Here is a 26,400-nt window from a genome sequence, read left to right as displayed (position 1 = left end):
CAGAACGCCTGCGTGGCGTGGGGATGGCCATGCGATGGAACGCTACGGGGGCGTCGCCAAGCATTGCAAAGCGGCAAGGATTGCCGATGATGCGCCAGACAACCGCCAGTTGGGCCTGGTTGTCGTCGCTGCCCTTATCGCAAAACGCCAATCGATCGCAGCCGTCAATCGTCTTTATCGCAGTTCATCGCACTTTATTTTTGGGGAAATGGGAATGACGCAAGGGTCCACCGTGGCGACAGCCAGCGGCGCTGACGCCGGTCTGCTGTCCAAGGAGCGCATCGTTGCGCGTCCGGGGTTCAATCGTTGGCTGGTTCCGCCGGCTGCACTGGCGATCCATCTGTGCATCGGCATGGCCTATGGCTTCAGCGTGTTCTGGTTGCCACTGTCCAAGGCGCTGGGCATCACCGAAGCGATTGCCTGCCCGGCCGACATGGGCCTGTTCGCGCGCATGGTGGCCACCACCTGCGACTGGAAGATCAGCGAGCTGCAGTGGATGTACACGCTGTTCTTCGTGCTGCTGGGCTGTTCGGCGGCGATCTGGGGCGGCTGGCTGGAACGTGCCGGCCCACGCAAGGCTGGTGTGGTGTCGGCGCTGTGCTGGTGCGGCGGCCTGGTGATCTCGGCGGCCGGTATCCACTTCCATCAGATCTGGATGCTGTGGCTGGGTTCGGGCGTGATCGGCGGCATCGGCCTGGGCCTGGGCTATATCTCGCCGGTGTCCACGCTGATCAAATGGTTCCCGGACCGTCGCGGCATGGCGACCGGCATGGCGATCATGGGCTTCGGTGGCGGTGCGATGATCGGCAGCCCGCTGGCCGACGCGCTGATGCGCCACTTCGCCACGCCGACCTCGGTGGGCGTGATGGAAACCTTCCTGGTCATGGCCGCGCTGTACTTCGTCTTCATGATGGCCGGCGCGTTCGGTTATCGCGTGCCGCCGAGCGGCTGGACCCCGGCCGGCTGGACCGCGCCGGTGGCCAGCAACAACGCCATGATCACCGCCAACCATGTGCACGTGAAGAAGGTCTGGGGTATCCCGCAGTTCTGGTTGCTGTGGGGCGTGCTGTGCCTGAACGTCTCGGCCGGTATCGGCGTGATCGGCATGTCTTCGCCGATGCTGCAGGAAGTGTTCGGCGGCCGTCTGATCGGGGTGGACGTCGGCTTCGGCAGCCTGGATCCGACCCAGCTGGCCAGCATCGCGGCCATCGCGGCCGGCTTCACCGGCCTGCTCAGCCTGTTCAACATCGGTGGCCGGTTCTTCTGGGCCAGCATGTCCGACAAGCTCGGTCGCAAGAACACCTACACGCTGTTCTTCGTGCTGGGCATCTGCCTGTACGCCGCGGCGCCGTCGGCCGGTGGCGTGGGCGGCATCGCGCTGTTCGTGGGCATCTTCTGCATCATCCTGTCGATGTACGGCGGCGGTTTTGCCACCATTCCCGCCTATCTGGCCGATCTGTTCGGCACCCAGATGGTCGGCGCCATCCACGGCCGTCTGCTGACGGCGTGGGCCACCGCCGGCATCCTCGGCCCGGTGGTGGTGGGGTATATGCGCGAGTACCAGCTGGCGCACGGCAGCCCGCCGTCACAGGTCTACAACACCACCATGTACATCCTGGCCGGCATGCTTGTGCTCGGCCTGATCTGCAATCTGTTGGTGCGTCCGGTGGCCGCGCGTCACTTCATGACGCCCGACGAGCTGGCACGCGAAAAGCAGCTGGCGCACGAAAAGGTCGACCGCAGCGGGCATGCGGTGCTGCCGCCGGAGCAGATGGCGCGCATCGGTCATGGCGGCAACCCCGCACTGGTGGCGTTTGCCTGGCTGGCTGTCGGCATCCCCATGGCGTTCGGCATCTGGGTAACGCTGCAGAAAGCTTTCGTGCTGTTTCATTGAGGTGAGATGACCAGTCCGTCTTCCCGCACGGTGCGCCCGGGCAGTGTGGTGCGCACCGTGATCCGCCATCGCGGCGGTCGCGGTGCCACGGTGCAGGACATGGTGGCGGCCGAAATGCCGGTTGCCCTGATCTACAACCAGGTGCCGTTCGCGGTGATGATGGCCACGCCGGAGGACCTGGAGGATTTCGCCCTCGGGTTTTCCTTGAGCGAAGGCATCGTCGACCACGCGCAGGACCTGCGCGTGCTGGCGGTGGAGACGTTTCTGGAAGGCGCCTCGCTGCAGATCGAGGTACCGCCCGAGCGCGCGGCGGCGTTGGACCAGCGGCGGCGCAATCTGGACGGGCGCAGCGGTTGCGGCGTGTGCGGCAATGAATCGATCGAGGCGGTGCTGCGTGTGCCGCCGGTGGTGCAGTCCACGCTGCGGATCGATGCAGATGCATTGGCACGTGCGCTGGAGGCCTTGCATGCGCAGCAGCCGATTGCCGCGCAGACCGGTGCGGTGCACGCGGCCGGTTGGGCCGATGCAAATGGCGTGGTGCAGCTGGTCCGCGAAGACGTGGGCCGGCATAACGCCCTGGACAAGTTGATCGGTGCATTGGCGCGCGCGCGCATCGATGCATCGCAAGGGTTTGCGGTGGTGACCAGCCGCGCCAGTTACGAGATGGCCATGAAAGCCGCGCAGGCCCGGATTCCGCTGTTGGCAGCGATTTCGGCACCGACTGCCCTGGCGATCAGCCTGGCCGACAGCGCGGGACTGACCCTGATCGGGTTTGCCCGCAATCACGATTGTGTTGTTTACAGCCATCCACAACGCCTGGACCTGGGTGTTGCCGTGGGAGAGCCCGCATGAGCAAGAAGACCATCAAGCAGTACGACAATCCCGCTGGTGGCTGGGGCGCCTTGCGCTCGGTCGCCAAGCACCTGATGGAACAGGACATCGCGGTGCAGGGCGCCAAGACGCTGCTGCACGCCAACCAGCCGGACGGCTTCGACTGCCCGGGCTGCGCCTGGCCGGACCGCGATCACACCTCCACCTTCGAATTCTGCGAAAACGGCGCCAAGGCCGTGGCAGCCGAGTCCACCGCGCGGCGCGCCGGGCCGGAGCTGTTCGCCTCGCACAGCGTCAGCCTGCTGTCGCAGTACAGCGATTACTGGCTGGAAGGCCAGGGCCGGCTAACCCACCCAATGCGCTATGACGCGGCCACCGACCATTACGTGCCGGTGAGCTGGGACGCTGCGTTTGCGCAGATCGCCAGCCATCTCAACGGGCTGGCAAGCCCGGACGAGGCGATCTTCTACACCTCCGGGCGCACCAGCAACGAGGCAGCGTTCCTGTATCAGCTGTTCGTGCGCGAGTTCGGCACCAACAACTTCCCCGACTGCTCCAACATGTGCCACGAGCCCTCCGGCACCGCACTGCGTTCGCAGATCGGCGTGGGCAAGGGCACGGTGTCGCTGCACGATTTCGAACTGGCCGACGCCATCTTCATCTTCGGGCAGAATCCGGGCACCAATCATCCGCGCATGCTGGGCGAGTTGCGTGAGGCCTCCAAGCGTGGCGCGGCGATTGCGGCCTTCAATCCGCTGCGCGAGCGCGGGCTGGAAAAATTCGCCGACCCGCAGGACAAGCTGGAGATGCTGCACAACGGCTCCACGCGTATCGCCTCGGATTATTTCCAGCTCAAGATCGGCGGCGACCTGGCCGCGATCAAGGGGATCATCAAGCATGTGCTGGAGCGCGACGCGCAGGCCCAGCGCGAAGGCACGCCGCGGTTGCTGGACCTGGATTTCATCGCCGAGCACACCGCCAACTTCGACGCGTTCGCGGCCGATGTGCAGGCCGAGCGCTGGGACACCATCGTCGAGGAATCCGGTCTGGACGAGGCGGCACTGCGCAAGGCCGGCGAGATCTATCTCAATGCCGAGCGCGTGATCGCCTGCTGGGGCATGGGCATCACCCAGCACAAGCATTCGGTGGCCACCATCCACATGATCACCAACCTGCTGTTGCTGCGCGGCCACCTGGGCCGTCCAGGCGCGGGCGTGTGCCCGGTGCGCGGGCACAGCAACGTGCAGGGCGACCGCACGATGATGATCTACGAAAAGCCGCCGGCCGCATTCCTGGACAAGCTGCAGTCGGTGTTCGGCTTTGCGCCGCCGCGCGCAGACGGCTTCGACACCGTGGGCGCGATCGAGGCGATGCTGGACGGGCGCGGCAAGGTGTTCTTTGCGATGGGCGGCAACTTTGCCGCGGCCACGCCGGATACCGATGCCACGCACCGCGCGCTGCGCAACTGCGAACTCACCGTGCACGTCACCACCAAGCTCAATCGCAGCCATCTGGTGCACGGGCGCGATGCGCTAATCCTGCCGTGCCTGGGCCGTACCGAAATCGATATCCAGGACGCCGGCTCGCAGGGTGTGACGGTGGAAGATTCGATGAGCATGGTGCACCTGTCGGCCGGCATCAATCCGCCGGCTTCGCCTGATTTGCTGTCCGAGCCGGCGATCGTGGCGCGCATGGCCGAAGCCACGCTGGGCGCGCGCAGCGCGATCCGCTGGCGCTGGCTGGTGGGCGACTACGACCGCGTGCGCGACCTGATTGCGCAGGTGTTCCCGGACTTTGCCGGCTTCAACGAGCGCGTGCGCACACCCGGTGGGTTCCGCTTGTCCAATACCGCGCGCGATCGCCAGTGGGTGACCCCGGAACAGCGCGCGGTGTTCAAGCCGCATGCCGTGCCGACCGACAACCCGATCCATCGCGCACGGCGTACCCGGACCGACCAGATGGTGTTCACGCTGGCCACCACGCGCTCGCACGATCAGTACAACACCACCATCTACGGGCTGGACGACCGCTACCGCGGTGTGTTCGGCGAACGTCGCGTGCTGTTCATCAATGGCGCCGACATCGCGGCCTTGAACATGAAAGTCGGCGACTGGGTGGACCTGGAAAGCCTCTGCGATGACGGGGTGCGGCGCGAGGCACGTCGCTTCCTGCTGGTGGACTACAACATCCCGCGCGGCTGCCTGGCGGCGTACTACCCGGAAACCAACGCATTGGTGCCGCTGTCGAGCTTTGCCGACGAAGCGCGTACGCCCACCTCCAAGTCGATTCCGGTGATCGTGCTGCCGCATCGCGCCGAAACCGCTGATGCAGCGCCACGCGACATCGGAGCGGTGCTTGTCCGCTGATCCGCAGCTCACCGCCCAGCTGTTGCACACCCTGGCCGACGCGCCCGAGGGCGTGTCGTTGCCGAAGCTCTGCAAGCAGCTGGGCGTGCGCATGAGCGTGCTGCTGCGCACGCTTGCCTGGTTGGGGACGGCAAACCTGGACAGTCAACCGGGTCCGGATTGGGTGCGCGTGGAAGATCGCGGCGAGCGGCAGTTCGCGGTACTGACGCCGGTCGGTTTGGCGGAACAGATGCAGCGATCAGCAGGGCAGTCGCCACAGAGCGGTTGAGCGAGTTCCTGCTGCTTTTGAAAGCTGTGCAGACCGAGCAACTTAACCGGTCCTTGTCCGCCCACCGTCGGGACCCTTGGCGGCACGGATGCCGCCACAGAGCCACAAGAACGTACTTGCGGCGTGTCCTGCGATGGTGGGCGGGCAAGGGCCCTGCAGCAGACGCAAAGACCTCACACCTTGCAGGTCAAGCAGGTGACAGTCTCCGGTGACGCGTTGCCGGACACTTGGTCGAACACATCTGGTTCAAGACGAGCAGGACGCGATCCACAGCCCCGTCGGTCACGCCTGTAACTTTTTACCGACCGGTTCGTCTGCGCAAAGCGTTGCCCCGATCTGCCAGAATCGGCCGTCTCGTTCCATGGATGCCGACCCACGATGACTGCCGCCGCGCCGCTCGCCACGCCCACCAATTCGCCTGCGCGCGTGCTGTTTGCCAGCCTGATCGGCACCACCATCGAGTTCTTCGATTTCTATATCTACGCCACCGCTGCGGTGCTGGTGTTCCCGACGTTGTTCTTTCCGGCCGGCGATGGCAGTGCGGCGATGCTGCAGTCGCTGGCGACCTTTGCGGTGGCCTTCATCGCGCGGCCGGTGGGCTCGGCAGTGTTCGGTCACTTCGGCGATCGGGTCGGGCGCAAGGCCACGCTGGTGGCGGCCTTGCTGACGATGGGCCTGTCCACGGTGGCGATCGGGCTGCTGCCCGGCTACGCGCAGATCGGCGTGCTCGCGCCCGCGCTGCTGGCGGTGTGTCGCTTTGGTCAGGGCCTGGGCCTGGGCGGCGAGTGGGGCGGGGCGGTGCTGCTGGCCACCGAAAACGCGCCACCGGGCAAGCGCGTGTGGTACGGCATGTTTCCGCAGCTGGGTGCGCCGCTGGGGTTCTTGTTGTCCACCGGTACCTTTCTGGGTATGGGCGCGGTGCTGGACGATGCCGCCTTCATGGCGTGGGGCTGGCGCGTCCCGTTCCTGGCCAGCGCGTTGTTGGTGCTGACCGGCTTGTGGGTGCGCCTGAGCATTACCGAAACCCCTGACTTCCAACGGGCGCTGGATCGCAAGACGCGCGTGCGCCTACCGCTGGGTGCGGTGCTCTCGCGGCACTGGCCGGCGTTGATCATCGGCACGCTGGGTGCGTTCGCCACCTTCGTGCTGTTCTATCTGATGACCGTGTTCGCGCTGGGCTACGGCACCAAGACGCTGGGCTACGACAAGGAACAGTTCCTGTTGCTGCAGATGGCCGGCATCGTGTTCTTTGCCGCCGGCATTCCAGTGTCGGCCAGGTTCGGCGACCGCCATGGCGCGCCGCTGGCGATGATGCTGGCCAGCGTCGCCATCATCGCCTTCGGCCTGGCATTCGCGCCGTTGTTTCAGGCCGGTCACCCGTTGCAGGTGCTGGCCTTTCTAGCGCTGGGCTTCTTCTTCATGGGCTTGACCTACGGCCCATGCGGCACCTTGCTGGCGGAGTTGTACCCCACCGAGGTGCGCTACACCGGCGCATCGTTGTCGTTCAACCTGGCCAGCATCCTGGGCGCGGCGCCGGCACCGTATGTCGCCACGCAGCTGGCCGCACGCTACGGCGTGCAGGCGGTAGGTCATTATCTGGGCGCTGCCGCGGTGCTGAGCCTGCTGGCGTTGATGGTCGCGCGGCGATCGCATCGCCGGACGATGCAGCGCACGCCGTTCGCATAGGGCGTGCTGGCGCGCGCTGGACTCCAGCGAGACCGTCTTGTCGCACGCGGGCGCGTTCTGACGGAAGGATCGCTAGCGGAAGATCCGCTTCAGGGTGCGTCCCAGCCAGCTGCCGTGCTGGTGGGTGCGCGCGAACTGGTTCAGATGGGCGATGACCTGCGGCGCGTACGCCTGGTCGTCGCCGCGGATGTGGTTGAACAACCAGCGCGAGAGCATGTTGCGGAGGTCTTCGCTGACGTCCTCGCCTGCCTGAAAGCGCAGCCGATAGTCGCCAACGCGCTTGCCGAAGACCTGGTGCACGCGCGCGTGCGCCAGGCTGAAGGGGTAGCCGGCTTCCTGCATCAATTCTTCTTCGAACGCGAAATGCGACAGGGTGTAGTCGATCAGCTCGTCGATGACCTCGGCCACGGCCAGGCGCTGCAGGCTGGTGTGCGCCGCATGCAACTGATTGATCATGTCCACGATGCGCCGGTGTTGGTGATCGATGACCTCGATCCCGGTGTTGAGGTCGTCCTGCCAGACCAGCCGTGCCATCGAAGTACCTTGCCCAATGCGAAGGGCACAGGCTAGGCCGCGCGCGCCGACAGCGCGTTGATCTGGATCAAGACGCTGGTGAAGCGCGTCATCTGCAGGCGCCGCTCGGGCCTGCGGTCAAGGCGGGATCAGCTCGCCAGGCGCACCTGGTTGCGGCCGCCGGCCTTGGCCAGATACAGATGCTTGTCGGCTTCGTTCAATAGGTGATGCAGTGACTGCTCGCCTTCGGTCGCAATGCACACGCCGATGCTCACCGTCATGCTCAGGGTGTCCTCGCCGATCCGCACGCGCAGCGCGCTGATGCGTTCGCGCAGGGTTTCGAAGTAGCTGGTGGCATTGGCTGCATCCAGCCCTGGCACCAGCAGGCAGAATTCTTCGCCGCCGAAGCGCGCCACCAGGTCCTGTGGGCGCGCATGCCCGGACACCGAGGCCGCCACCGCACGCAGCGCCTGGTCGCCGGCTTCGTGGCCCCAGGTGTCGTTGATGTGCTTGAAGTGATCGATGTCGAGCATCGCCGCGGTCACCGACTGGTCCTGCGACAGCAGCTTGGGAATCACCCGCTGGCTCTGTTCCAGGAAGTAGCGCCGGTTCGGCAGGCCGGTGAGGAAGTCGCGCGTGGCCAGATCCTGCAGCGTGCCGATCAGTTCAAGCTGGTCCACGTTCTGCGAGACGCGGCAGAAGAATTCCTCGCGGGAAAAGGGCTTGCGCAAGAAGTCGTTGGCGCCGTTCTTCAGAAAGCGCGGGATCAGCGACGAGTCGCTGTTGCCGGAGATGCCGATCACCGCCACCTTGTCGCGCGAGCGGATCGCACGCAGCCGGCGGGTGAATTCCACGCCTTCCATGCCCGGCATTTCCTGGTCGACGATGGTCAGGCGGATGCCGGGATCGCGTTCGATCGCTTCCAGCCCGGCCGCGCCGTCGGCCGCAAGCACCACCCGGTAGCCGTACATCGACAGCAGCGCGGCGGCGTAGGTGCGTGCGGACAACGAATCGTCCACAACCAACGCGCCGATGCGGCGATTGCGCTCCAGGCGCTGCACCAGCCAGGCCAGGTATTCGATGCTGCCGGGCGCGTTCTTGAGCACGTAATCGATGATCTGCTGCTGCAGCACGCGCTGGCGCAGGTCTTCGTCGTAGACGCCGCTGACCACCACGGTCGGCAGGTTGCGCGAGAGAAAGAATTCCACGACCTTGTCGCGGTCGCCGTCGACCAGCACCAGGCCGGTCAGGACCAGGAACCAGCCATCCTCTTCGTCGAGCACGCGCGCGGCTTCGGCCAGGGTCGAAACGACCGTGACCGGCAGTTCCACGCGTTGCTCGATGGCTTCGCGCAGCATGCTGGTGAACGTGCGCGAGTTCTCCACCAGCAACACGCGCTGCGGCAGGACTGCACTTTCACTGTTGCGATGGAGGGTACCTGGGGACATCGGCTGGCCGTATGGATCGAACCGTCAGATCAGCTAACGGCTCTGCTCGCCAAAACTTGAGCACTGTGTCGCTGCCCGTGCGGCGGCGTTGCAGGCGCGCTCACCACAGCGCGTCGCGCAGCCGGTACCAGCTCATCGCCGCGACCAGCAGCGGTGTGCGCAGCCGCTGCCCGCCGGGGAAGCGGCGATGCGGGATGCGCGCAAATACATCCAGCCGCTGGCTGTGGCCGGCGATCGCCTCGGCGATGACTTGGCCGGCCAGGCCGGTGGCGGCCACCCCGTGACCGGAGAAGCCTTGCGCGAAGTACAGATTGGGCGCGAGCCGGCCCCAGTGCGGGGCCCGGTTCCGCGAGATGTCCACATAGCCGCCCCATACCGTCTCCAGCGGCACGTCGCGCAGCTGCGGGAACACGGTGTGCATGCGCTGCGTCATCAGGCGCTGCAGGCCGCGCGGCGGGCGCGCGGAGTAGCTGGCGCGCCCACCGAACAGCAGGCGGTGGTCGGCGCTGAGCCGGTAGTAGTCCAGCGCCCAATTGGTGTCGGCCACCGCCATGTCGTTGGCGATCAGGCTGCGCGCGCGTGCCTGGCCCAACGGCGGCGTGGCCCCGACGTAGGTACCCACCGGCATGATGCGCTGCTCCAGGGCCGGCGCCAGGCCCTGCAGCAGGGCATTGCCGGCAATCACGCCGAATGCGGCGCTCACGCTGCCTTCGGCGCTCTGCAGGGTGACCCGGGCGCCCCGGTCCAGGCGGGTCACCGCCGAGTCCTCGTAGATCCGCACCCCGGCGGCGAGTGCTGCACGCGCCAGCCCGAACGCATAGGCCAGCGGGTGCAGGTGGCCGCTGGCGGGGTCGAACATCGCGCCCAGGTACAGCGGGCTGTCCAGTACCGCGCGCGTGCGCGCGCGGTCCCACCACTGCAGCGGGTAGTCGTAGCGCTCGGCCATGCGCACGATGCCGTGCTGCAACGCGCGCGCCTGACGCGGCTTGAGCGGGACGTGGGCATGGCCGTCACGCCAGTCGCAGGCGATGGCGTGGCGCTCGATGCGCTGGCGCAACAGGCGCATGCCATCGCGCGAGAAATCGAACAGCAGGCGTGCATCGGCGTCGCCGACCAGCGCTTCCAGGGTTTCCTGCTCGCAGCCGTAGCCGACGATGGCCTGGCCGCCGTTACGCCCGGAGGCGCCCCAGCCGATGCGCCGGGCTTCCAGCACGCTTACCTGGTAACCGGCCTCGGCCAGCGCCAGCGCCGCGGTCAGGCCGGTATAGCCGGCGCCCAGGATGCACACGTCCGCGCGTTGGGCACCGCGCAGGCGCGGTTGCGCGGGCAGCGCCGGCGCACTGCGCGCGTACCAGCTGGCCGGATACCCGTCTGGCGTCCTGGTCTGCGGCACGGCGGCGTCCGGCCTGGTCATCACACGACGCGCAGGTACCGGGCGTAATCGATGTCCGGCACCAGCGCCTGATAGTCGAGCAGCTCACGTTGCTTCTGCTGGCCGTACACGTGCTGGAACTGGCTGCCCAACTGCGCCTGGATGAACTCGCTGGCCAGGAACGCATCGACGGCGCCCTGCCAGGTGCGCGGCTGGAACACGCCCTGCGCATAGGCGTTGCCGATGACCGGCGGGGTAGGTTCGGCCGGGCGCTGCACGCCGTCCAGGATGCCGGCCAGCACCGCGGCTGCGGCCAGATACGGGTTGGCATCGGCGCCGGCGATGCGATGTTCGATACGGGTGTTGCGCGCGTCGCTGTGCGGGATGCGCAGCGCCACGGTGCGGTTGTTGAAGCCCCAGCTGGCATCCAGCGGCACGAACGCATTGCTGACGAAGCGCCGGTAACTGTTGGCATGCGGGGCGAACAGCAGCAACGACGCCTGCGCATGCCGTTGCAACCCGGCGATGGCATGGCGCAGCGGCCCGGCAGGCATGTCGGCGGGGCCGGCGAGCAGGTTGTTGCCGTCCGCATCGAGCAGGCTCACATGCAGGTGCAGGCCGCTGCCGGCCTGGCCGGGGAAGGGCTTGGCCATGAAGCTGGCGAGCTTGCCCTGCTGCTGCGCGATGGCCTTGATGGTGCGCTTGAGCAACACGGCCTCGTCGCAGGCCGCCACCGCATCGGCGCGGTGCTGCAGGTTGATCTCGAACTGGCCCGGCGCATATTCGGCCACCGCGGTGTCGGCCGGGATGCCTTGCTGCCGGCAGGCGGCGGTCACCGCATCGGTGAAGCCGCGCTGCTCGTCCAGATCCTGCAGCGAATACACCTGGGTGCTGTCGCTGCGCGCGCCGGTGACCGGGTCGCGCGGGGTCTGCGGGCGCCCCTGGGCATCGGGCACCGCATCGAACAGATAGAACTCCAGCTCCACCGCCACCACCGGCGTGAGGCCACGTGCGGCAAAGCCGGCCAGTACACGCTGCAGCACCGCGCGCGGAGCCACCTCGAACAGGCCGCCATCGGGGGAATGCATGGCCAGCAGCAATTGCGCCATCGGCTGCGGCGCCCAGGGCACCGGACGCAGCGAGCCGGCAATCGGCCGGCAGATGCGGTCCGCGTCGCCGATCGCGTAGCCAAGCCCGGTCTCTTCCACGGTGTTGCCGGTGATGTCGGTGGCGATCAGCGACATCGGCAGGCACACGCCATCGCGATAGACCTTATCCAGTGCATCGGCGGTGACGCGCTTGCCACGCAGCACGCCGTTGGTGTCCGGCAACAACAGGTCCACCGAGGTACAGCCGGGGATGCGCGCCAGGGTGGCGGCGTCGGCAGCGGGCAGGGACGCGACGGAGTTCTCGGAAGCCATGGGCACTACCTGCGATGTCGCCGACCAGCCTAGCAAAGCAGGCGTGAGCGGTCGCAGGCCGGCGAAGCCGCGGCCCTGGCAATGGCGGCGGTGGCGCGGTAAGTTCGGGCGAATCTGCCGTTCAACACACCGTATCGGGATGTCTGCATGGCTGTCGTTCCCCTGGTCGGGCTGCCGACCGACCGCGTCCTGCACGGGTCGCATCCGTTTCTGGCCGCTGGCGAAAAATACATCCGCGCCGTGGTGGATGCGGCCGGTGCCATGCCGGTGTTGCTGCCCAGCCTGCAGCCGAGCCTGGACGCCAGCGCCTGGCTGGACCGGCTGGATGGCCTGCTGCTCACCGGGGCGGTCAGCAACGTCGAGCCGCACCACTACAGCGATGAGGCCAGCTGGGAGGGCAATCCGCACGATCCGGCGCGCGATGCCACCAGCCTGGCGCTGATTCCGCAGGCGCTGGCACGCGGCCTGCCGCTGCTGGCGATCTGCCGCGGCCTGCAGGAAGTCAACGTCGCGCTCGGCGGGCGCCTGCATCAACGCGTGCATGCCGTGCCCGGGCTGACCGATCACCGTGAAGACCGCAGCGCCGCACTGGAGGCGCAATACGGCCCGGCCCATCCGGTGCAGTTGCAGCCGGGCGGCTGGCTGGCCGGCATGCATTCCGGGTCGGAGGTGCTGGTCAATTCGCTGCACGGGCAGGGCATTGCCACGCTCGCCGACGGACTGGTGGTGGAAGCGACCGCGCCGGATGGCCTGGTCGAAGCCTTTCGCGGTGCCGGGCCGGGGTTCCTGCTGGCCGTGCAGTGGCACCCGGAATGGCGTGTCACACAGCATCCGTTCTACCGTGCCATCTTTCAGGCCTTCGGCGAGGCCTGTCGCCGTTACGCCGCTCAACGCGGTCAGTGAGGTCGCATGTCCATCCGCACACGTTCGCGCACCGCCACGCCCAAGCAGCCGGAGAGCGCGCTGCGGCGCTGGCTCAAGGAACGCCACATCACCGAGGTGGAATGCCTGGTGCCGGACATCACCGGCAATGCGCGCGGCAAGATCATTCCCGCCGACAAGTTCTCGCACGACTACGGCACGCGGCTGCCGGAGGGGATCTTCGCCACCACCGTCACCGGCGATTTTCCGGAGGATTACTACGCGCTGACCTCGCCGTCGGATTCGGACATGCACCTGCGCCCGGATGCCTCCACCGTGCGCATGGTGCCGTGGGCCGCCGACCCCACCGCGCAGGTGATCCACGATTGCTACACCAAGGACGGGCAGCCGCACGAACTGGCCCCGCGCAACGTGCTGCGCCGCGTGCTCGATGCCTATGCGCAGCGCAAGCTGCAACCGGTGGTGGCGCCGGAGCTGGAATTCTTCCTGGTGCAGAAGAACACCGACCCGGACTTCCCGCTGCTGCCGCCGGCCGGGCGCTCCGGCCGCCCGGAAACCGCGCGGCAGTCGTATTCGATCGACGCGGTCAACGAGTTCGACCCGATCCTGGACCTGATGTACGACTACTGCGATGCGATGGAGCTGGACGTAGACACCCTGATCCACGAGTCCGGGGCTGCGCAGCTGGAAGTCAATTTCACCCATGCCGATGCCCTGTCGCGCGCCGATCAGGTGTTCCTGTTCAAGCGCACCATGCGCGAAGCGGCGCTGCGGCATGGCGTGTATGCGACGTTCCTGGCCAAGCCCATGGAGACCGAGCCGGGCAGTGCGATGCATATCCACCAGAGCCTGCTGCACGCCGGCACCGGCAAGAACGTGTTCAGCGGCAAGCGCGAGGGCGGCTTCAGCGACACCTTTGCGCATTATCTGGGCGGCTTGCAGAAATACATCCCGATGGCGATGGGGCTGCTGGCGCCCAACGTCAATTCGTACCGTCGGCTGATGTTCGGCGAGGTGTCGCCGAGCAATGTGCTGTGGGGCTTCGACAACCGCACCTGCGGGCTGCGGGTGCCGATCGATGCGCCGCAGAACATGCGGGTGGAAAGCCGCTTCGCCGGTTCCGATGCCAACCCGTATCTGGCGATGGCCGCGACCCTGGCCTGCGGGTTGTTGGGGATTGCCGAGCAGCTCGAACCGACCGCGCCGATCAGCAGCAACGGCAAGGAGCAGGGCTACGATCTGCCGCGCTCGCTGGGTGAGGCGCTGGATGAGCTGGAAGGCTGCGATGCGTTGCAGGAGATATTGGGGCGGCGCTTCGTGCGCGCCTATATCTCGGTGAAGCGCAAGGAATACGAAACGTTCTTTCGGGTGATCAGCTCGTGGGAGCGAGAGTTCCTGTTGTTGAATGTGTGAGGCGCTTCGCCTGCGCTGTTCCCTTCTCGCCGGGACATTGTTCCCCTTTATGGGGGAGACCGTGCCCGAAGGGCGGATGAGGGTACGGCGTATGACGATGCCGAACGCCTCGCGCGTTGGACATTGCGCACCGCCCCATCTGCGTGTTTCCACGCCTGGAGTTTGGCGCGTGCAACGAAAGCACCTTTGGGTCCGGCCGATCGGCCATAGACTGCATGGACCCCGCAGCCGGAGTGGCCATGGATCCGCAAGCACTGAAGACCTTGCAACAGCTCGATGCCGCCCATCACCTGCATCCGTTCAACGACAACGCGGCATTGGCGCAGAAGGGCACGCGCATCCTGACGCGCGGTGAGGGCGTGTATGTGTGGGATGCCGATGGCAACCAACTGCTGGATGCATTCGGCGGCTTGTGGTGCGTCAATGTCGGCTATGGACGCAAGGAGCTGGCACAGGCGGCGGCGCGGCAGATGGAGCAGCTGGCGTACTACAACAGCTTCTTTCAGTGCACGACCGAACCCACCATCCAGTTGGCGGCCAAGCTGGCGGAGCTGGCACCGGGCGATCTGAATCATGCGTTCTTCGCCAACTCCGGGTCGGAGGCCAACGACACCATCCTGCGCCTGGTCCGGCATTTCTGGGCGGTGCAGGGGCAGCCGCAAAAACGCATCTTCATCGGTCGCCATGATGGCTATCACGGCACCACCATGGCCGGGGCCAGCCTGGGCGGCATGCAGGGCATGCACAAGCAGGGCGGCTTGCCGATTCCGGATATCCACCACATTGCGCCGCCGTATCACTTCGGCGATGGCGGGGAGATGGACCCGGAAGACTACGGCCTAGTCGCGGCGCGTCATCTGGAAGACAAGATCCTGCAGCTCGGGCCGGATAACGTCGCCGCCTTTATCGGCGAGCCGATCATGGGCGCGATCGGCGTGTACATCCCGCCGCGCAGTTACTGGCCGGACATCGAGCGGATCTGTCGGCGCTACGACGTGCTGCTGGTGGCCGATGAAGTGATCTGCGGGTTCGGGCGCACCGGCGCCTGGTTCGGTGCGGACTACTTCGGCTTTCAGCCCGATGTGATGACGCTAGCCAAAGGCATTACCTCCGGCTACATCCCGCTGGCGGCAGCCATGTTCAACGATCGCGTGGCCGGCGTGCTCAAGACGCAAGGCGGCGAGCTGGCGCACGGTGGCACGTATGCCGGGCATCCGTTGTGCGCGGCCGTGGCGCTGGAGAACCTGCGCCTGCTGCAGGACGACGGCATCGTGGACACCGCGCGCGCGCAGATTGCGCCGTATCTTGCGCAGCGCTGGGCCGAGCTCGGCGAGCACCGTCTGGTGGGGGAGGCGCGCATCGCCGGGTTGATCGGCGCGCTGGAGCTGGTGCCGGACAAGCGGCAGCGTGGGGTGTATTTCGAAGGGCGTGGGCGCGTCGGTGCGCTCTGCCGCGACTTTGCGTTGCGCCGCGGCCTGATCCTGCGTGCCACCTACGACGCCATGCTGCTGTCACCGCCGCTGATCATCACCTGCGACCAGGTGGACGAGCTGTTCCACAAAGCCTGGGCGGCGCTGGATGACACCGCGCATGCGTTGGGCAGGTAAGCGATGGCGACCTGCCGCCAACGCATCGGTACGCGCTGTCGCGCGTTGCCACGGCAATGTGGAGACCGGCATGTCGATCCGCCGTACGGCATCGCGGCGTCGGGCTCGCCTGCGGACGGCGAGCAATGATTCCCGCTGCGCGGTGTCTGCCCGGCACGAATGCCCGCCGCGCCCGCTGGGCAAACTCGGGCACGGTGGGTAGTCTGGCGCCAGACCGGCCCCGCGCCGGACCGCCCCACCGTGCCGGAGACCTCCCATGACGCTGCGACTGCTCGCCCTGACGCTGTCCCTCACCCTGCTGTCCGGCTGCGGCGGCGATGGCGCCGCGGGCAAGGCCGAGGCGCAGGCCAAGGTGCTCAACGTCTACAACTACTCCGACTACATCGCCGAAGACACCATTCCCGCGTTCGAAAAGAGCACCGGCATCAAGGTCACCTACGACGTGTTCGACAGCGACGAGATGGTGGAAACCAAGTTGCTCGCCGGCGGCAGCGATTACGACGTGGTGGTGCCCACGCTCAATTTCTTTGGCCGGCAGATCCAGGCGGGTGTGTTCCTGCCGCTGGACAAAAGCAAGATCCCCAACCTGGCCAACCTCGACCCGGACATCATGCGCCGCATCGCCGCGCAGGATCCGGGCAATGCCCATGGCGTGCCGTACATGATCGGCACCACCGGCATCGGCTACAACGTCGACAAGCTCAAGGCGATCTTCGGCAGCACCGATGTCGCCAACAGCTGGGATCTGGTGTTCAAGCCGGAGAATCTGTCCAGGCTCAAGGACTGCGGGGTGACCATCCTGGACACGCCCTCGGACATGATTCCGATCGCGCTCAATTACCTCGGGCTCGATCCGCACAGCACGGTGCCGGCCGAGATCGAGAAGGCCGCCGCGCTGATCAAGACCATCCGCCCGTACGTGCAGAACTTCCACTCCAGCCAGTACGTCACCTCGCTGGCCAACGGCAATACCTGCCTGGCGGTGGGCTGGTCGGGCGACATCATCCAGGCGCGCGATCGCGCCAGGGAAGCGGGCAACAACGTCAACGTGGCCTACGCCATTCCGAAGGAAGGCGCGCCGCAGTGGTTCGACATGCTGGCCATCCCCAAGGACGCCAAGCATCCTGAAAATGCGTACGCCTTCATCAATTACCTGCTCACGCCCGAGGTGGCCGCGGCCAACAGCAACTTCATCCACTACGCCAACCCGGTGCGCAGCGCCACGCCGCTGGTGGATGCGGCGATCCGCAACGACCCCACCATCTATCCGCCGCCGGAGGTGACCGCCAGGATGTTCACCTACGCGATCAACCCGCCGGAGGTGGACCGCCTGTACACGCGGCTGTGGACCGAGATCAAGACCGGCCGGTGAGGCCGGCGCGCAGGCGCTGACGCGGCGTACGCCGCCGCGCCCTCATGAAGGTCCAATGGTTGCCTGCAACACTGCAGACCTGGTCGCGGGCGCGCACCTCCGCCGCAGGCCGGCATGCCTGGCCGCTGCAACCGGGCGGCCCATGTACCCGGCGGGTCCATTGCCGCGCAGGCTGACCAGGCTCGTCACGCAATCTGTACCGGCGGGTTCAAATAATTGTATGGTTTCGCCGCTTTCGCCGGCGCCGCTGCCGCGGCATGCCGTCGCGCGCCTCGCCCACGACACACAGGACGCCTCCTTTGAGCAACCAAGACCACCAGCCCACTGACGGCCGCGCCCAGGCGGGCGATGCGCAAGGCGCCGAGACGCACCAGGACCAGGAGCCGGCCAAGCCGTCGCCGCTGAAGAACCCCAAGGTCAAGTGGACGCTGATCCTGGTGGGCGTGCTGGTGCTGGTCCTGCTGGTGGTCTGGCTGGCCTACTACCTGATCAAGGGCCGCTACATGCAGGACACCAACAACGCCTACCTGCAGGCCGATTCGGTGGCCGTGGCGCCGCGTGTCAGCGGCTATGTGACCAAGGTGCTGGTGGGCGACAACCAGATCGTGGACGCCGGCCAGCCGTTGCTGCAGATCGACGACCGCACCTACCAGGCCACCCTGCAGCAGGCCGAAGCGGCAATTGCCGCACGCCAGGCCGACATCGTGGCCGCCACCGCCAATGTCGCCGGCCAGGAAGCGGCGCTGCTGCAGGCGCGGACCCAGGTGACCTCGGCCGCGGCCAGTCTCAAGTTCGCCCAGGCCGAGGTGAAGCGCTTCGCACCGCTGGCCGCCTCCGGCGCCGATACCCATGAGCACCAGGAAAGCCTGCAGCACGAGCTGGCGCGCGCACGCGCCCAGTACGATGCGGCCCAGGCGCAGGCTACCGGTGCGCAGAGCCAGATCCAGGCCAGCCGCGCGCAGCTGGAGCAGGCCCAAGCCGGCCTGAAGCAGGCGACCGCGGATGCCGACCAGGCCCGCGTTGCCGTGGAAGACACCCGCCTGACCAGCCGCATCCACGGCCGCGTCGGCGACAAGACCGTGCAGGAGGGCCAGTTCCTGGCCGCCGGTACCCGCACCATGACCATCGTGCCGCAGGAATCGCTGTACCTGGTCGCCAACTTCAAGGAAACCCAGGTCGGCCTGATGCGCCCGGGTCAGCCGGCCGAGATCGAGGTCGATGCGCTGTCCGGGGTGAAGCTGCACGGCAAGGTCGAAAGCCTGTCCCCGGGCACCGGCTCGCAGTTCGCCTTGCTGCCGCCGGAAAACGCCACCGGCAACTTCACCAAGGTGGTGCAGCGCGTGCCGGTGCGCATCCGCGTGCTGGCCGGCGAGGAGGCACGCAAGGTGCTGGTGCCGGGCATGTCGGTGGAGGTCACCGTCGATACGCGCTCGGCCAAGGACGCCAAGGAACGCGCTGAAAAAGAATCCGACCGCGTGCAGGAGCAGGAGCGCGCGCAGTGAGTACAGCGGCCGCCACCGGCCAGGGTGCCGGCGGCGGTGCCAGCCGCGAGAAGGCCGAGCCCGGCGCCTGGTTGGCGGTGCTGGCCGGCACCATCGGCTCGTTCATGGCCACGCTGGACATCTCCATCGTCAATGCCGCGCTACCCACCATCCAGGGCGAGGTCGGCGCCAGCGGCACCGAGGGCACCTGGATCTCCACCGCGTATCTGGTCGCCGAGATCATCATGATCCCGCTGACCGGCTGGTTCGTGCGCACGCTGGGCCTGCGCAATTTCCTGCTGATCTGCGCGTTGATGTTCACGGCGTTCTCGGTGGTCTGCGGGTTGTCGACCTCGTTGACGATGATGATCATCGGCCGCGTGGGGCAGGGGCTGGCCGGCGGCGCGTTGATTCCCACCGCGCTGACCATCGTCGCCACACGCCTGCCGCCCAGCCAGCAGACCATGGGCACCGCCCTGTTCGGCATGACCGTGATCATGGGCCCGGTGATCGGCCCGCTGCTGGGAGGCTGGCTCACCGAAAACGTCAGCTGGCACTACGCGTTCTTCATCAACGTGCCGATCTGCGCGGGCCTGGTGGCGCTATTGCTGCTTGGCCTGAAGCACGAAAAGGCCGACTGGGCCGGCCTGCTCAACGCCGATTGGCTGGGCATCTACGGCCTGACTGCCGGCCTGGGCGGGCTCACCGTGGTGCTGGAAGAGGGGCAGCGCGAGCGCTGGTTCGAATCCAGCGAGATCAACACGCTGAGCCTGATCTCGTTGAGCGGGTTCATCGCGCTGGTGATCGGCCAGTTCCGCAGGCGCGCGCCGGTGATCCGGCTGTCGCTGCTGCTGCATCGCAGTTTCGGTGCGGTGTTCATCATGATCATGGCAGTGGGCATGATCCTGTTCGGCGTGATGTACATGATTCCGCAGTTTCTGGCGGTGATCTCCGGCTACAACACCGAGCAGGCCGGCTACGTGCTGCTGCTGTCCGGCCTGCCCACCGTGCTGCTGATGCCGATGATGCCCAAACTGCTGGAGGTGGTGGACGTGCGCATCCTGGTGATCGCCGGGCTGATCTGTTTTGCCGCCGCCTGCTTCGTCAATCTGGGGCTGACCGCCGACACGGTGGGCATGCATTTCGTGGCCGGGCAGTTGCTGCAGGGCTGCGGACTGGCGCTGGCGATGATGTCGCTCAACCAGGCGGCCATTTCCTCGGTACCGCCGGAGCTGGCCGGCGATGCGTCGGGCCTGTTCAATGCCGGCCGCAACCTGGGCGGCTCGGTCGGCCTGGCGCTGATCTCCACCTTCCAGGAGCGCCGCATGACCTTCCATACCGAAACCATCGGCAGCGCGATCACCGCCAACGCGCCGCGTGCGCAGGAATTTCTGGCCGGCGTGACTGCGCAGATGCAGGGCAGCGCCGGTGGCGAAGCGGCGATTCGCTCCATCGCCCAATTCGCACGGGTGGTGCAACAGCAGGCGTTGGTGATGACCTACAGCGATCTGTTCTGGATCTTCGGCGTGATCGTGGTCTGCACGATTCCGCTGGCCTTTTTGCTCAAGCCGTTACCCAAGGGGACGCACCTTGCAATGCACTGATTCCCTGCGCGCGATGCGCCTCCCACTGGCTGCGGCGCTGAGTGCCGTGCTGCTCGGCGGCTGCATGCTCGGCCCCAACTACACCAAGGCGCCGGCGGTGGCCGATGCGGCCATGCAGGCGCCCGCGCTGCATCGCGCCAGTGGCGCGCAGGTGGTTGCCGCCGCGCCGCTGAACCACTGGTGGGAGCAATTGAACGACCCGCAGCTGACCCGGTTGGTGACCCAGGCGCTGGCCGACAGCCCCAACCTGCGCGCGGCGCAGGCCAGGTTGCGCTCCAACCGCGCGCTGGCGCGCCAGCGCCGCGCCGAGCGTCTGCCCAAGCTCAACGCCAGCGCCGTGTACGCGTATGCCGAACCGCCGCAGACCATCGTCGATACGCTGGGCGGGCTGCAGCAAGGCCAGCCCGGGCAGCCGGGACAGGGCGATCAGGCGCTGGATCTGGAAAAGACCCAGATCTACAGCGCTGGTTTCGATGCCAGCTGGGAGCTGGATCTCTTCGGCCGCCGCCGCCGCGCCGCCGAAGGCGCACTTGCCCAGGCGCAGGCCTCCGAAGCCGAGCTGGCCGATGCGCAGGTGCAGCTGGCTGCCGAAGTGGGGCAGGTCTATCTCAACTACCGCGGGTTGCAGGCGCGGCTGGCCATTGCCGATGCCAATCTGGACAAGATCCGGCAGTCGCTGCAGCTGGTGCAACAGCGCCGTGACCATGGCGCCGCCTCCGACCTGCAGGTCGAGCAGATCGCCACCCAGGTGCAGCAACAGCAGGCGCAGCGCCTGCCGCTGGAGATGCAATTGCAGGAGGCGCTGGACCAGCTGGCGCTGATGGTCGGGCGCGAACCCGGTGCACTGGATGCGCAGCTGCGCACGCCGCAGCCGCTGCCGATGCTGCCCAGCGAAGTGCGCGTGGACGATGCGGGGGCATTGATCCGCCGCCGCCCGGACGTACGCAAGGCCGAGCGCGAGCTGGCCGCGTCCAGCGCGCAGATCGGCGAAGCCTTGAACGGCTACTTCCCGCAGGTGACCTTGCTGGGTGGCCTGAGCTGGGTGGCCGGCTCGCCGAGCGATTTCAATTCCGACGCGTTGACCACCCTGGCGGTGCCGATGCTGCGCTGGTCCATCTTCGATTTCGGCAAGACCCGCGCACAGGTGGAGCAGGCCCGCGCGGGCAATGCCGGGCGCGAGGCGGCGTATGAAGGTGCGGTGCTGGCTGCGTTGCAGGATGCAAATTCGGCATTGGCGCGCTTCGGCTCGGCACGCAAGCAGCTGGTGGTCGCGCGCCAGGCCGAGACCTCGGCCACGCGCTCGGCCGGGCTGATGCAGCAACGTCGCGATGCCGGGGCCACCTCGTCGATCGATCTGCTGGACGTGCAGCGCCAGCAGCTGTCGGCGCAGGACGCCGCCGCGCAGGCGCAGGTGCAGTTGCTGGTCAACTACGTCGCGTTGCAGAAGAGCCTGGGCCTGGGCTGGAGCGAGGCACCGCCGGAAACGCGCTGACGGGCAGGGCGGTCGCCCCGCGGCCGCCGCAGCCAGGGCGGCATTGGCTGCCGCGGGCCGCAGCAGTGCCGGCATTGCCCCTGGCCACGCTCGTCCCACGTGCGGCGGCGAATGCATGAGTCCGTGTCGGCCGCCTTCGTGGTTGTAGGCTGCAGGGTCGGCGGGCCGCGCAAACCACTGCGGTGCCGGAGTTACGGCAATCCCGGCCCACTGCTGATGCTGCACGCCGCATCCCGGACCGCGCGCACGGCGGTGGACACATGCTTTTGCCATCATGGCGCGCAGGCTCCGCACTCGGCGCCTGCGCGTATCCCCAGCGAGAGGAACCATGTCACTGACCGAAGCCTTGCCGCCCATTACCAGCACCGCAGATGCCGGCTACCTGTCCATCAGCCAAGTCCGCAAGGAGTTCGATGGATTCGTGGCGGTGGACGATGTCAGCCTGCAGATCCGCAAGGGCGAAATCTTCGCGCTGCTGGGCGGGTCGGGCAGCGGCAAGTCCACCTTGCTGCGTTGCCTGGCCGGCTTCGAGCGGCCGACCAAGGGGCACATCACGCTCGATGGCCAGCCCATCGATGCGCTGCCGCCGTACGAGCGGCCGATCAACATGATGTTCCAGTCGTACGCGCTGTTTCCGCACATGAGCGTGGAGCAGAACATCGCCTTCGGGCTGAAGCAGGAAGGGCTGTCGAAGGCGGCCATCGCCGCCCGCGTCGCTGAGATGCTGGAGCTGGTGCAACTGGGCGCGCTGGCCAGGCGCAAGCCGCATCAGCTCTCCGGTGGTCAGCAGCAGCGGGTGGCACTGGCACGCTCGCTGGCCAAACGGCCCAAGCTGCTGTTGCTGGACGAACCGATGGGCGCGCTGGACAAAAAGCTGCGCTCGCAGATGCAGCTGGAACTCGTCAACATCATTGAAACCTCCGGCGTCACCTGCGTCATGGTGACGCACGACCAGGAGGAAGCGATGACCATGGCCACGCGCATCGCGTTGATGGACCAGGGCTGGATCCAGCAGGTCGGCACGCCCGATGAAATCTACGAACAACCAGCCAATCGCTTTGCCGCCGAGTTCATCGGTTCGGTCAATCTGCTCGACGCAGTCATCGTCGAAGACCAGCCGCAGTACGTCAGCTTGCAGACGCCGGCCTTCCCCGCCTGCATCCGCATCGGCCACGGCATCACCGGTTTCGAAGGCCAAGCGGTGGCATTTGCGCTGCGCCCGGAAAAGCTCGCCATCGGCAAGGACGAGCCGGCGCAGGCCTGCAACAAGGCGCAGGGGGTGATCGAGGACATCGCCTATTTCGGCAGCCATTCGGTCTACCACGTGCGCCTGCCCAGCGGGGTCAAGCTGATGGCCAACTTCGCCAATCGCCAGCGCTGGGCCAGCGAAGCGCTGACCTGGGGGGACACCGTGTGGGTGGGTTGGGGCGAGGACGACGGCGTGGTGCTCACCGCATGAGGTCGCGCCTGTTCCGTCGCGGCTTGCCAGGCGCGCGCTGGGGAGTGATTGCCGCCCCGTATCTGTGGCTGCTGGTGTTCTTCGCGATCCCGTTCCTGATCGTGCTGAAGATTTCCTTCGCCGAGCGCGCCACCGCCATGCCGCCGTATACGCCGCTATTTGCCTACGCGGCCGATGGGGCGGTGAGCGTCAAGCTGCATCTGGGCAACTATCTCGCATTGGTGCGCGACAGCCAGTATGTGGCCGCGTACCTGAGCTCGATCAGGATTGCGGCCATTTCCACCGCGCTGGCGCTGCTGATCGGTTACCCGATGGCGTATGTCATCGCGCGCCTGCCGTTGGCTACGCGCAACGTGGCAATGATGCTGGTGGTGCTGCCATCGTGGACCTCGTTCCTGATCCGCGTGTACGCCTGGATCGGCATCCTCGATGGCAACGGCCTGCTCAATCGGGCACTGCTGGCGCTGGGCGTGATCAAGCAGCCACTGCAACTGCTGTACACGCCGATCGCCGCCTACATCGGCATCGTGTACTGCTATCTGCCGTTCATGGTGTTGCCGCTGTATGCCAACCTGGTCAAGCACGACAACCGCCTGCTGGAAGCGGCCTACGATCTTGGCGCGCGCCCGTGGCACGCGTTTGTGCGCATCACCTTGCCACTTTCGCGCAACGGCATCGTGGCCGGTTGCATGCTGGTGATGATTCCAGCGGTGGGCGAGTTCGTGATCCCGGAAATGCTCGGCGGGCCGAACACCTTGATGATCGGCCGCGTGCTGTGGGGCGAGTTCTTCAACAACCGCGACTGGCCGGTGGCCGCCGCCGTGGCCACCGTCATGCTGGTGTTGCTGCTGGTGCCGATCGTGATCTTCCACCGCTACCAGCAGCGCGAGCTGGAAGGACGGCTGACGTGATGCGCGCCTCCCGCAGCGGGCGCCTGCTCGGTGGCGCCGTCCTCGCGCTGGGGTTTGGCTTCTTGTATCTGCCGATCCTGTTGCTGATGGTGTACTCGTTCAACGCCTCGCGCCTTGCCACGGTGTGGGGCGGATTTTCGACACGCTGGTATGGCGAGTTACTGCGCGATCGGCAACTGCTGGAAGCGGCCTGGGTGAGCCTGGAGGTGGCGTTCTGGACCGCCGGTGCCGCCATGGTGCTTGGCACGATGGCGGCGATGGCGATGGTGCGCATGCGCCGCTTTCCCGGCAAGACCGTGTTCGGCGCATTGATTACTGCGCCACTGGTGATGCCCGAGGTGATCATCGGTTTGTCGATCCTGCTGCTGTTGGTCTCGATGGGCGGCGTGCTCGGCATCGCACCGCGTGGCGCAGTGGCCATCTGGGTGGCGCATGTCACCTTCACCGTGTCGTTCGTGACGGTGGTGATTTCGTCGCGCCTGCAGGAGCTGGATCGGTCGCTGGAAGAAGCGGCGATGGATCTCGGAGCCACGCCGCTGAAGGTGTTCTTCCTGATCACCCTGCCGCTCATCGCCCCGGCCTTGGCATCGGGCTGGCTGCTGGCCTTTACGCTGTCGCTGGACGATGTGGTGATCGCCAGTTTTCTGGCCGGGCCCAGTTCCACCACGCTGCCGATCAAGGTGTTTGCGTCAGTGCGGTTGGGCATCAGCCCGAAGATCAACGCGCTGGCCACACTGATGGTGCTGGCGGTATCGGTCGCCGCAGTGATCGGTTTGTGGCTGCTGGCACGCAGCGAAAAGCGCCGCCTGCGCGATCAGAAGCTGGCGTTGCAACACGAGAGCTGACGGCCCCGTACACGTATTCGCCATCGCAGTGCGGCCCGTGGTCGCAGGCGGGGCGAACACAGCGTTGCGCTATTTTCAGGCCGTTGTGACGCGGCCCGAACCCATCGGCCACTAGCATTGGACGTCTTGCTACTGGAGACCGTCATGTCCTACGACACCGTGAACCCGGCCACCGGCCAGGTTAAGCACACCCAGCAGACCCTGGATGCCGCCGGCATTGAAGCGCGCCTGGCCGCTTCCGCCAAGGCGTTTCCGGCGTGGGCCGCGTTGCCGCTGGCGGAGCGGGGTGCCTTGCTGCGCCGCGTCGGCGAGGAGCTGAGCAGGCGACGCGAGGACCTGCAACGCATCATGACCGCCGAAATGGGCAAGCTGCGCGTCGAGGCGCTGGCCGAGGTCGACAAGTGCGCGCAGGGCTGTGCCTATTACGCCGAACACGCAGCCGAGTATCTGGCGCCACGCAACATTCCTACCGAAGCGCAATCGAGCTATGTGCGCTACGAACCGTTGGGCTGCGTCTTTGCGGTGATGCCGTGGAATTTCCCGCTGTGGCAGGCGTTTCGATTTCTGGCGCCGGGCCTGATGGCCGGCAACGTGGCACTGCTCAAGCACGCCAGCAATGTGCCGCGCTGCGCCGATGCCATGAAGGAGGTGCTGGACGCCGCGGGCATCCCGCCGGGCGTGTTCGATGTGCTGCATATCGACAACGACCAGGCCGCCGACGTGCTGCGCGACGACCGCATCGCCGCAGTGACGCTCACCGGTAGCGAACGCGCCGGGCGTTCCCTGGCCGCGAATGCGGGCGACCAGCTGAAGAAATGCGTGATGGAGCTGGGCGGCAGCGATGCCTTCGTGGTGCTGGAAGACGCCGAGTTGGAGCGCACCGTGCAATCGGCAGTGCAGTCGCGCTTCGACAACAGCGGGCAGACCTGCATCGCCGCCAAGCGCTTCATCGTGGTGGACGCGATTGCCGATCGATTCATCGAGCGCTTCGTCGCTGCGGCGTCCAAGCGCGTGGTTGGCGACCCGCAACAGGAAAGCACCACATTGGCGCCGATGGCACGTGCCGATCTGCGCGACGAACTGCACAAGCAGGTGCAGGCCAGCGTCGCCAAGGGCGCCACCGTCTTGCTGGGCGGCGAACCGGTGGCCGGCTCGCATGCGGGCTACCCGGCAACCATCCTCGACAATGTCGCGCCCGGCATGCCTGCTTACGACGAAGAATTCTTCGGCCCGGTCGCGTCGATCATTCGCGTGGCCGACGAGGCAGAAGCGGTGCGCGTGGCCAACGACACCACCTTCGGGCTGGGCGGCAGTGTGTGGACGGCAGACGCCAAGCGCGGCGAACGCGTCGCCCAGCAGCTGCAGTGCGGCGCGGCATTCGTCAACTCGGTGGTCAAGAGCGACGTGCGCCTGCCGTTCGGCGGCATCAAGCGCTCAGGCTTCGGCCGCGAACTTGCCGATCACGGCATCCATGAGTTCATGAACATCAAGACGATTTATGTGGCTTGAAGGCCCGGGATTCGGGAATCGGGATT

General features: G+C 66.7%; 20 protein-coding genes. 16 read left to right on the top strand and 4 right to left on the bottom strand.

Annotated features, from left to right (window positions below):
• Positions 1-214: 214 nt before the first annotated feature.
• The 5 genes from RZV17_RS12045 (at position 215) to RZV17_RS12025 (ending at position 7,045) form a co-directional block, all read left to right on the top strand.
• On the top strand, positions 215-1,894 hold the full coding sequence (locus RZV17_RS12045) for an OFA family MFS transporter (RefSeq protein WP_039407881.1): 1,680 nt from the start codon (positions 215-217) through the stop codon (positions 1,892-1,894).
• 6 nt (positions 1,895-1,900) lie between these two features.
• Positions 1,901-2,746 carry a formate dehydrogenase accessory sulfurtransferase FdhD gene (fdhD, locus tag RZV17_RS12040; protein ID WP_355603674.1) on the top strand — a complete coding sequence of 282 codons (846 nt, stop codon included), beginning with the start codon at positions 1,901-1,903 and terminating at the stop codon, positions 2,744-2,746.
• On the top strand, positions 2,743-5,091 hold the full coding sequence (locus RZV17_RS12035) for an FdhF/YdeP family oxidoreductase (RefSeq protein ID WP_355603671.1): 2,349 nt from the start codon (positions 2,743-2,745) through the stop codon (positions 5,089-5,091). Before fdhD ends, RZV17_RS12035 begins: the two co-directional genes overlap by 4 nt.
• A complete protein-coding gene (locus RZV17_RS12030; protein WP_355603668.1) occupies positions 5,081-5,359 on the top strand; it encodes a hypothetical protein in 279 nt (92 codons plus the stop codon). Before RZV17_RS12035 ends, RZV17_RS12030 begins: the two co-directional genes overlap by 11 nt.
• A gap of 378 nt (positions 5,360-5,737) precedes the next feature.
• Positions 5,738-7,045, top strand: a complete 1,308-nt coding sequence (locus tag RZV17_RS12025; RefSeq protein ID WP_047693458.1) for an MFS transporter — start codon at positions 5,738-5,740, stop codon at positions 7,043-7,045.
• 72 nt (positions 7,046-7,117) lie between these two features.
• Here RZV17_RS12025 and RZV17_RS12020 read toward each other — a convergent pair whose 3' ends face one another.
• The 4 genes from RZV17_RS12020 to RZV17_RS12005 all read right to left on the bottom strand — a co-directional run bounded on the left by RZV17_RS12020 (position 7,118) and on the right by RZV17_RS12005 (position 11,799).
• Positions 7,118-7,579: a bacteriohemerythrin gene (locus tag RZV17_RS12020; RefSeq protein WP_355603664.1), complete on the bottom strand. Its 462-nt coding sequence runs from the start codon at positions 7,577-7,579 to the stop codon at positions 7,118-7,120.
• 128 nt (positions 7,580-7,707) lie between these two features.
• Positions 7,708-9,006, bottom strand: a complete 1,299-nt coding sequence (locus tag RZV17_RS12015) for a diguanylate cyclase (protein WP_039407869.1) — start codon at positions 9,004-9,006, stop codon at positions 7,708-7,710.
• A gap of 100 nt (positions 9,007-9,106) precedes the next feature.
• Positions 9,107-10,423: an FAD-binding oxidoreductase gene (locus RZV17_RS12010; protein ID WP_355603661.1), complete on the bottom strand. Its 1,317-nt coding sequence runs from the start codon at positions 10,421-10,423 to the stop codon at positions 9,107-9,109.
• Entirely contained in the window at positions 10,420-11,799 is a 1,380-nt protein-coding gene (locus tag RZV17_RS12005) for a glutamine synthetase family protein (RefSeq protein WP_355603658.1), read from the bottom strand. Before RZV17_RS12005 ends, RZV17_RS12010 begins: the two co-directional genes overlap by 4 nt.
• A 147-nt stretch (positions 11,800-11,946) precedes the next feature.
• Between RZV17_RS12005 and RZV17_RS12000 the strand changes: the two genes are divergently transcribed.
• The 11 genes from RZV17_RS12000 to RZV17_RS11950 all read left to right on the top strand — a co-directional run bounded on the left by RZV17_RS12000 (position 11,947) and on the right by RZV17_RS11950 (position 26,374).
• The gene (locus RZV17_RS12000) at positions 11,947-12,702 is read left to right on the top strand and encodes a gamma-glutamyl-gamma-aminobutyrate hydrolase family protein (protein WP_166751146.1); all 756 of its coding nucleotides are present in this window, start codon (positions 11,947-11,949) and stop codon (positions 12,700-12,702) included.
• 6 nt (positions 12,703-12,708) lie between these two features.
• Positions 12,709-14,094, top strand: coding sequence for a glutamine synthetase family protein (locus tag RZV17_RS11995; protein ID WP_047693463.1), 1,386 nt, complete (start codon positions 12,709-12,711; stop codon positions 14,092-14,094).
• A 239-nt stretch (positions 14,095-14,333) separates the two neighbouring features.
• Complete coding sequence (locus RZV17_RS11990) at positions 14,334-15,701, top strand: aspartate aminotransferase family protein (RefSeq protein WP_355603654.1); 1,368 nt, start codon at positions 14,334-14,336, stop codon at positions 15,699-15,701.
• A gap of 256 nt (positions 15,702-15,957) precedes the next feature.
• On the top strand, positions 15,958-17,073 hold the full coding sequence (locus RZV17_RS11985) for a polyamine ABC transporter substrate-binding protein (protein WP_355603651.1): 1,116 nt from the start codon (positions 15,958-15,960) through the stop codon (positions 17,071-17,073).
• A gap of 299 nt (positions 17,074-17,372) precedes the next feature.
• On the top strand, positions 17,373-18,575 hold the full coding sequence (locus tag RZV17_RS11980; protein ID WP_047697731.1) for an HlyD family secretion protein: 1,203 nt from the start codon (positions 17,373-17,375) through the stop codon (positions 18,573-18,575).
• A complete protein-coding gene (locus RZV17_RS11975; protein ID WP_355603647.1) occupies positions 18,572-20,158 on the top strand; it encodes an MDR family MFS transporter in 1,587 nt (528 codons plus the stop codon). The genes RZV17_RS11980 and RZV17_RS11975 overlap by 4 nt, the downstream gene beginning before the upstream one ends.
• A 4-nt stretch (positions 20,159-20,162) precedes the next feature.
• On the top strand, positions 20,163-21,650 hold the full coding sequence (locus RZV17_RS11970; protein WP_355609338.1) for an efflux transporter outer membrane subunit: 1,488 nt from the start codon (positions 20,163-20,165) through the stop codon (positions 21,648-21,650).
• Positions 21,651-21,978: 328 nt separating this feature from the next.
• Positions 21,979-23,109 carry a polyamine ABC transporter ATP-binding protein gene (potA, locus tag RZV17_RS11965; RefSeq protein ID WP_355603644.1) on the top strand — a complete coding sequence of 377 codons (1,131 nt, stop codon included), beginning with the start codon at positions 21,979-21,981 and terminating at the stop codon, positions 23,107-23,109.
• A complete protein-coding gene (locus tag RZV17_RS11960) occupies positions 23,106-24,020 on the top strand; it encodes an ABC transporter permease subunit (protein ID WP_166751143.1) in 915 nt (304 codons plus the stop codon). Before potA ends, RZV17_RS11960 begins: the two co-directional genes overlap by 4 nt.
• Complete coding sequence (locus RZV17_RS11955; RefSeq protein WP_355603639.1) at positions 24,017-24,865, top strand: ABC transporter permease subunit; 849 nt, start codon at positions 24,017-24,019, stop codon at positions 24,863-24,865. The genes RZV17_RS11960 and RZV17_RS11955 overlap by 4 nt, the downstream gene beginning before the upstream one ends.
• 144 nt (positions 24,866-25,009) lie before the next feature.
• Entirely contained in the window at positions 25,010-26,374 is a 1,365-nt protein-coding gene (locus RZV17_RS11950; RefSeq protein ID WP_355603636.1) for an NAD-dependent succinate-semialdehyde dehydrogenase, read from the top strand.
• Positions 26,375-26,400: the final 26 nt, after the last annotated feature.

The organism is Xanthomonas cannabis (assembly GCF_040616535.1).
GTDB lineage: Bacteria > Pseudomonadota > Gammaproteobacteria > Xanthomonadales > Xanthomonadaceae > Xanthomonas > Xanthomonas cannabis.
This window is presented reverse-complemented; position numbering and strand designations above follow the sequence as displayed.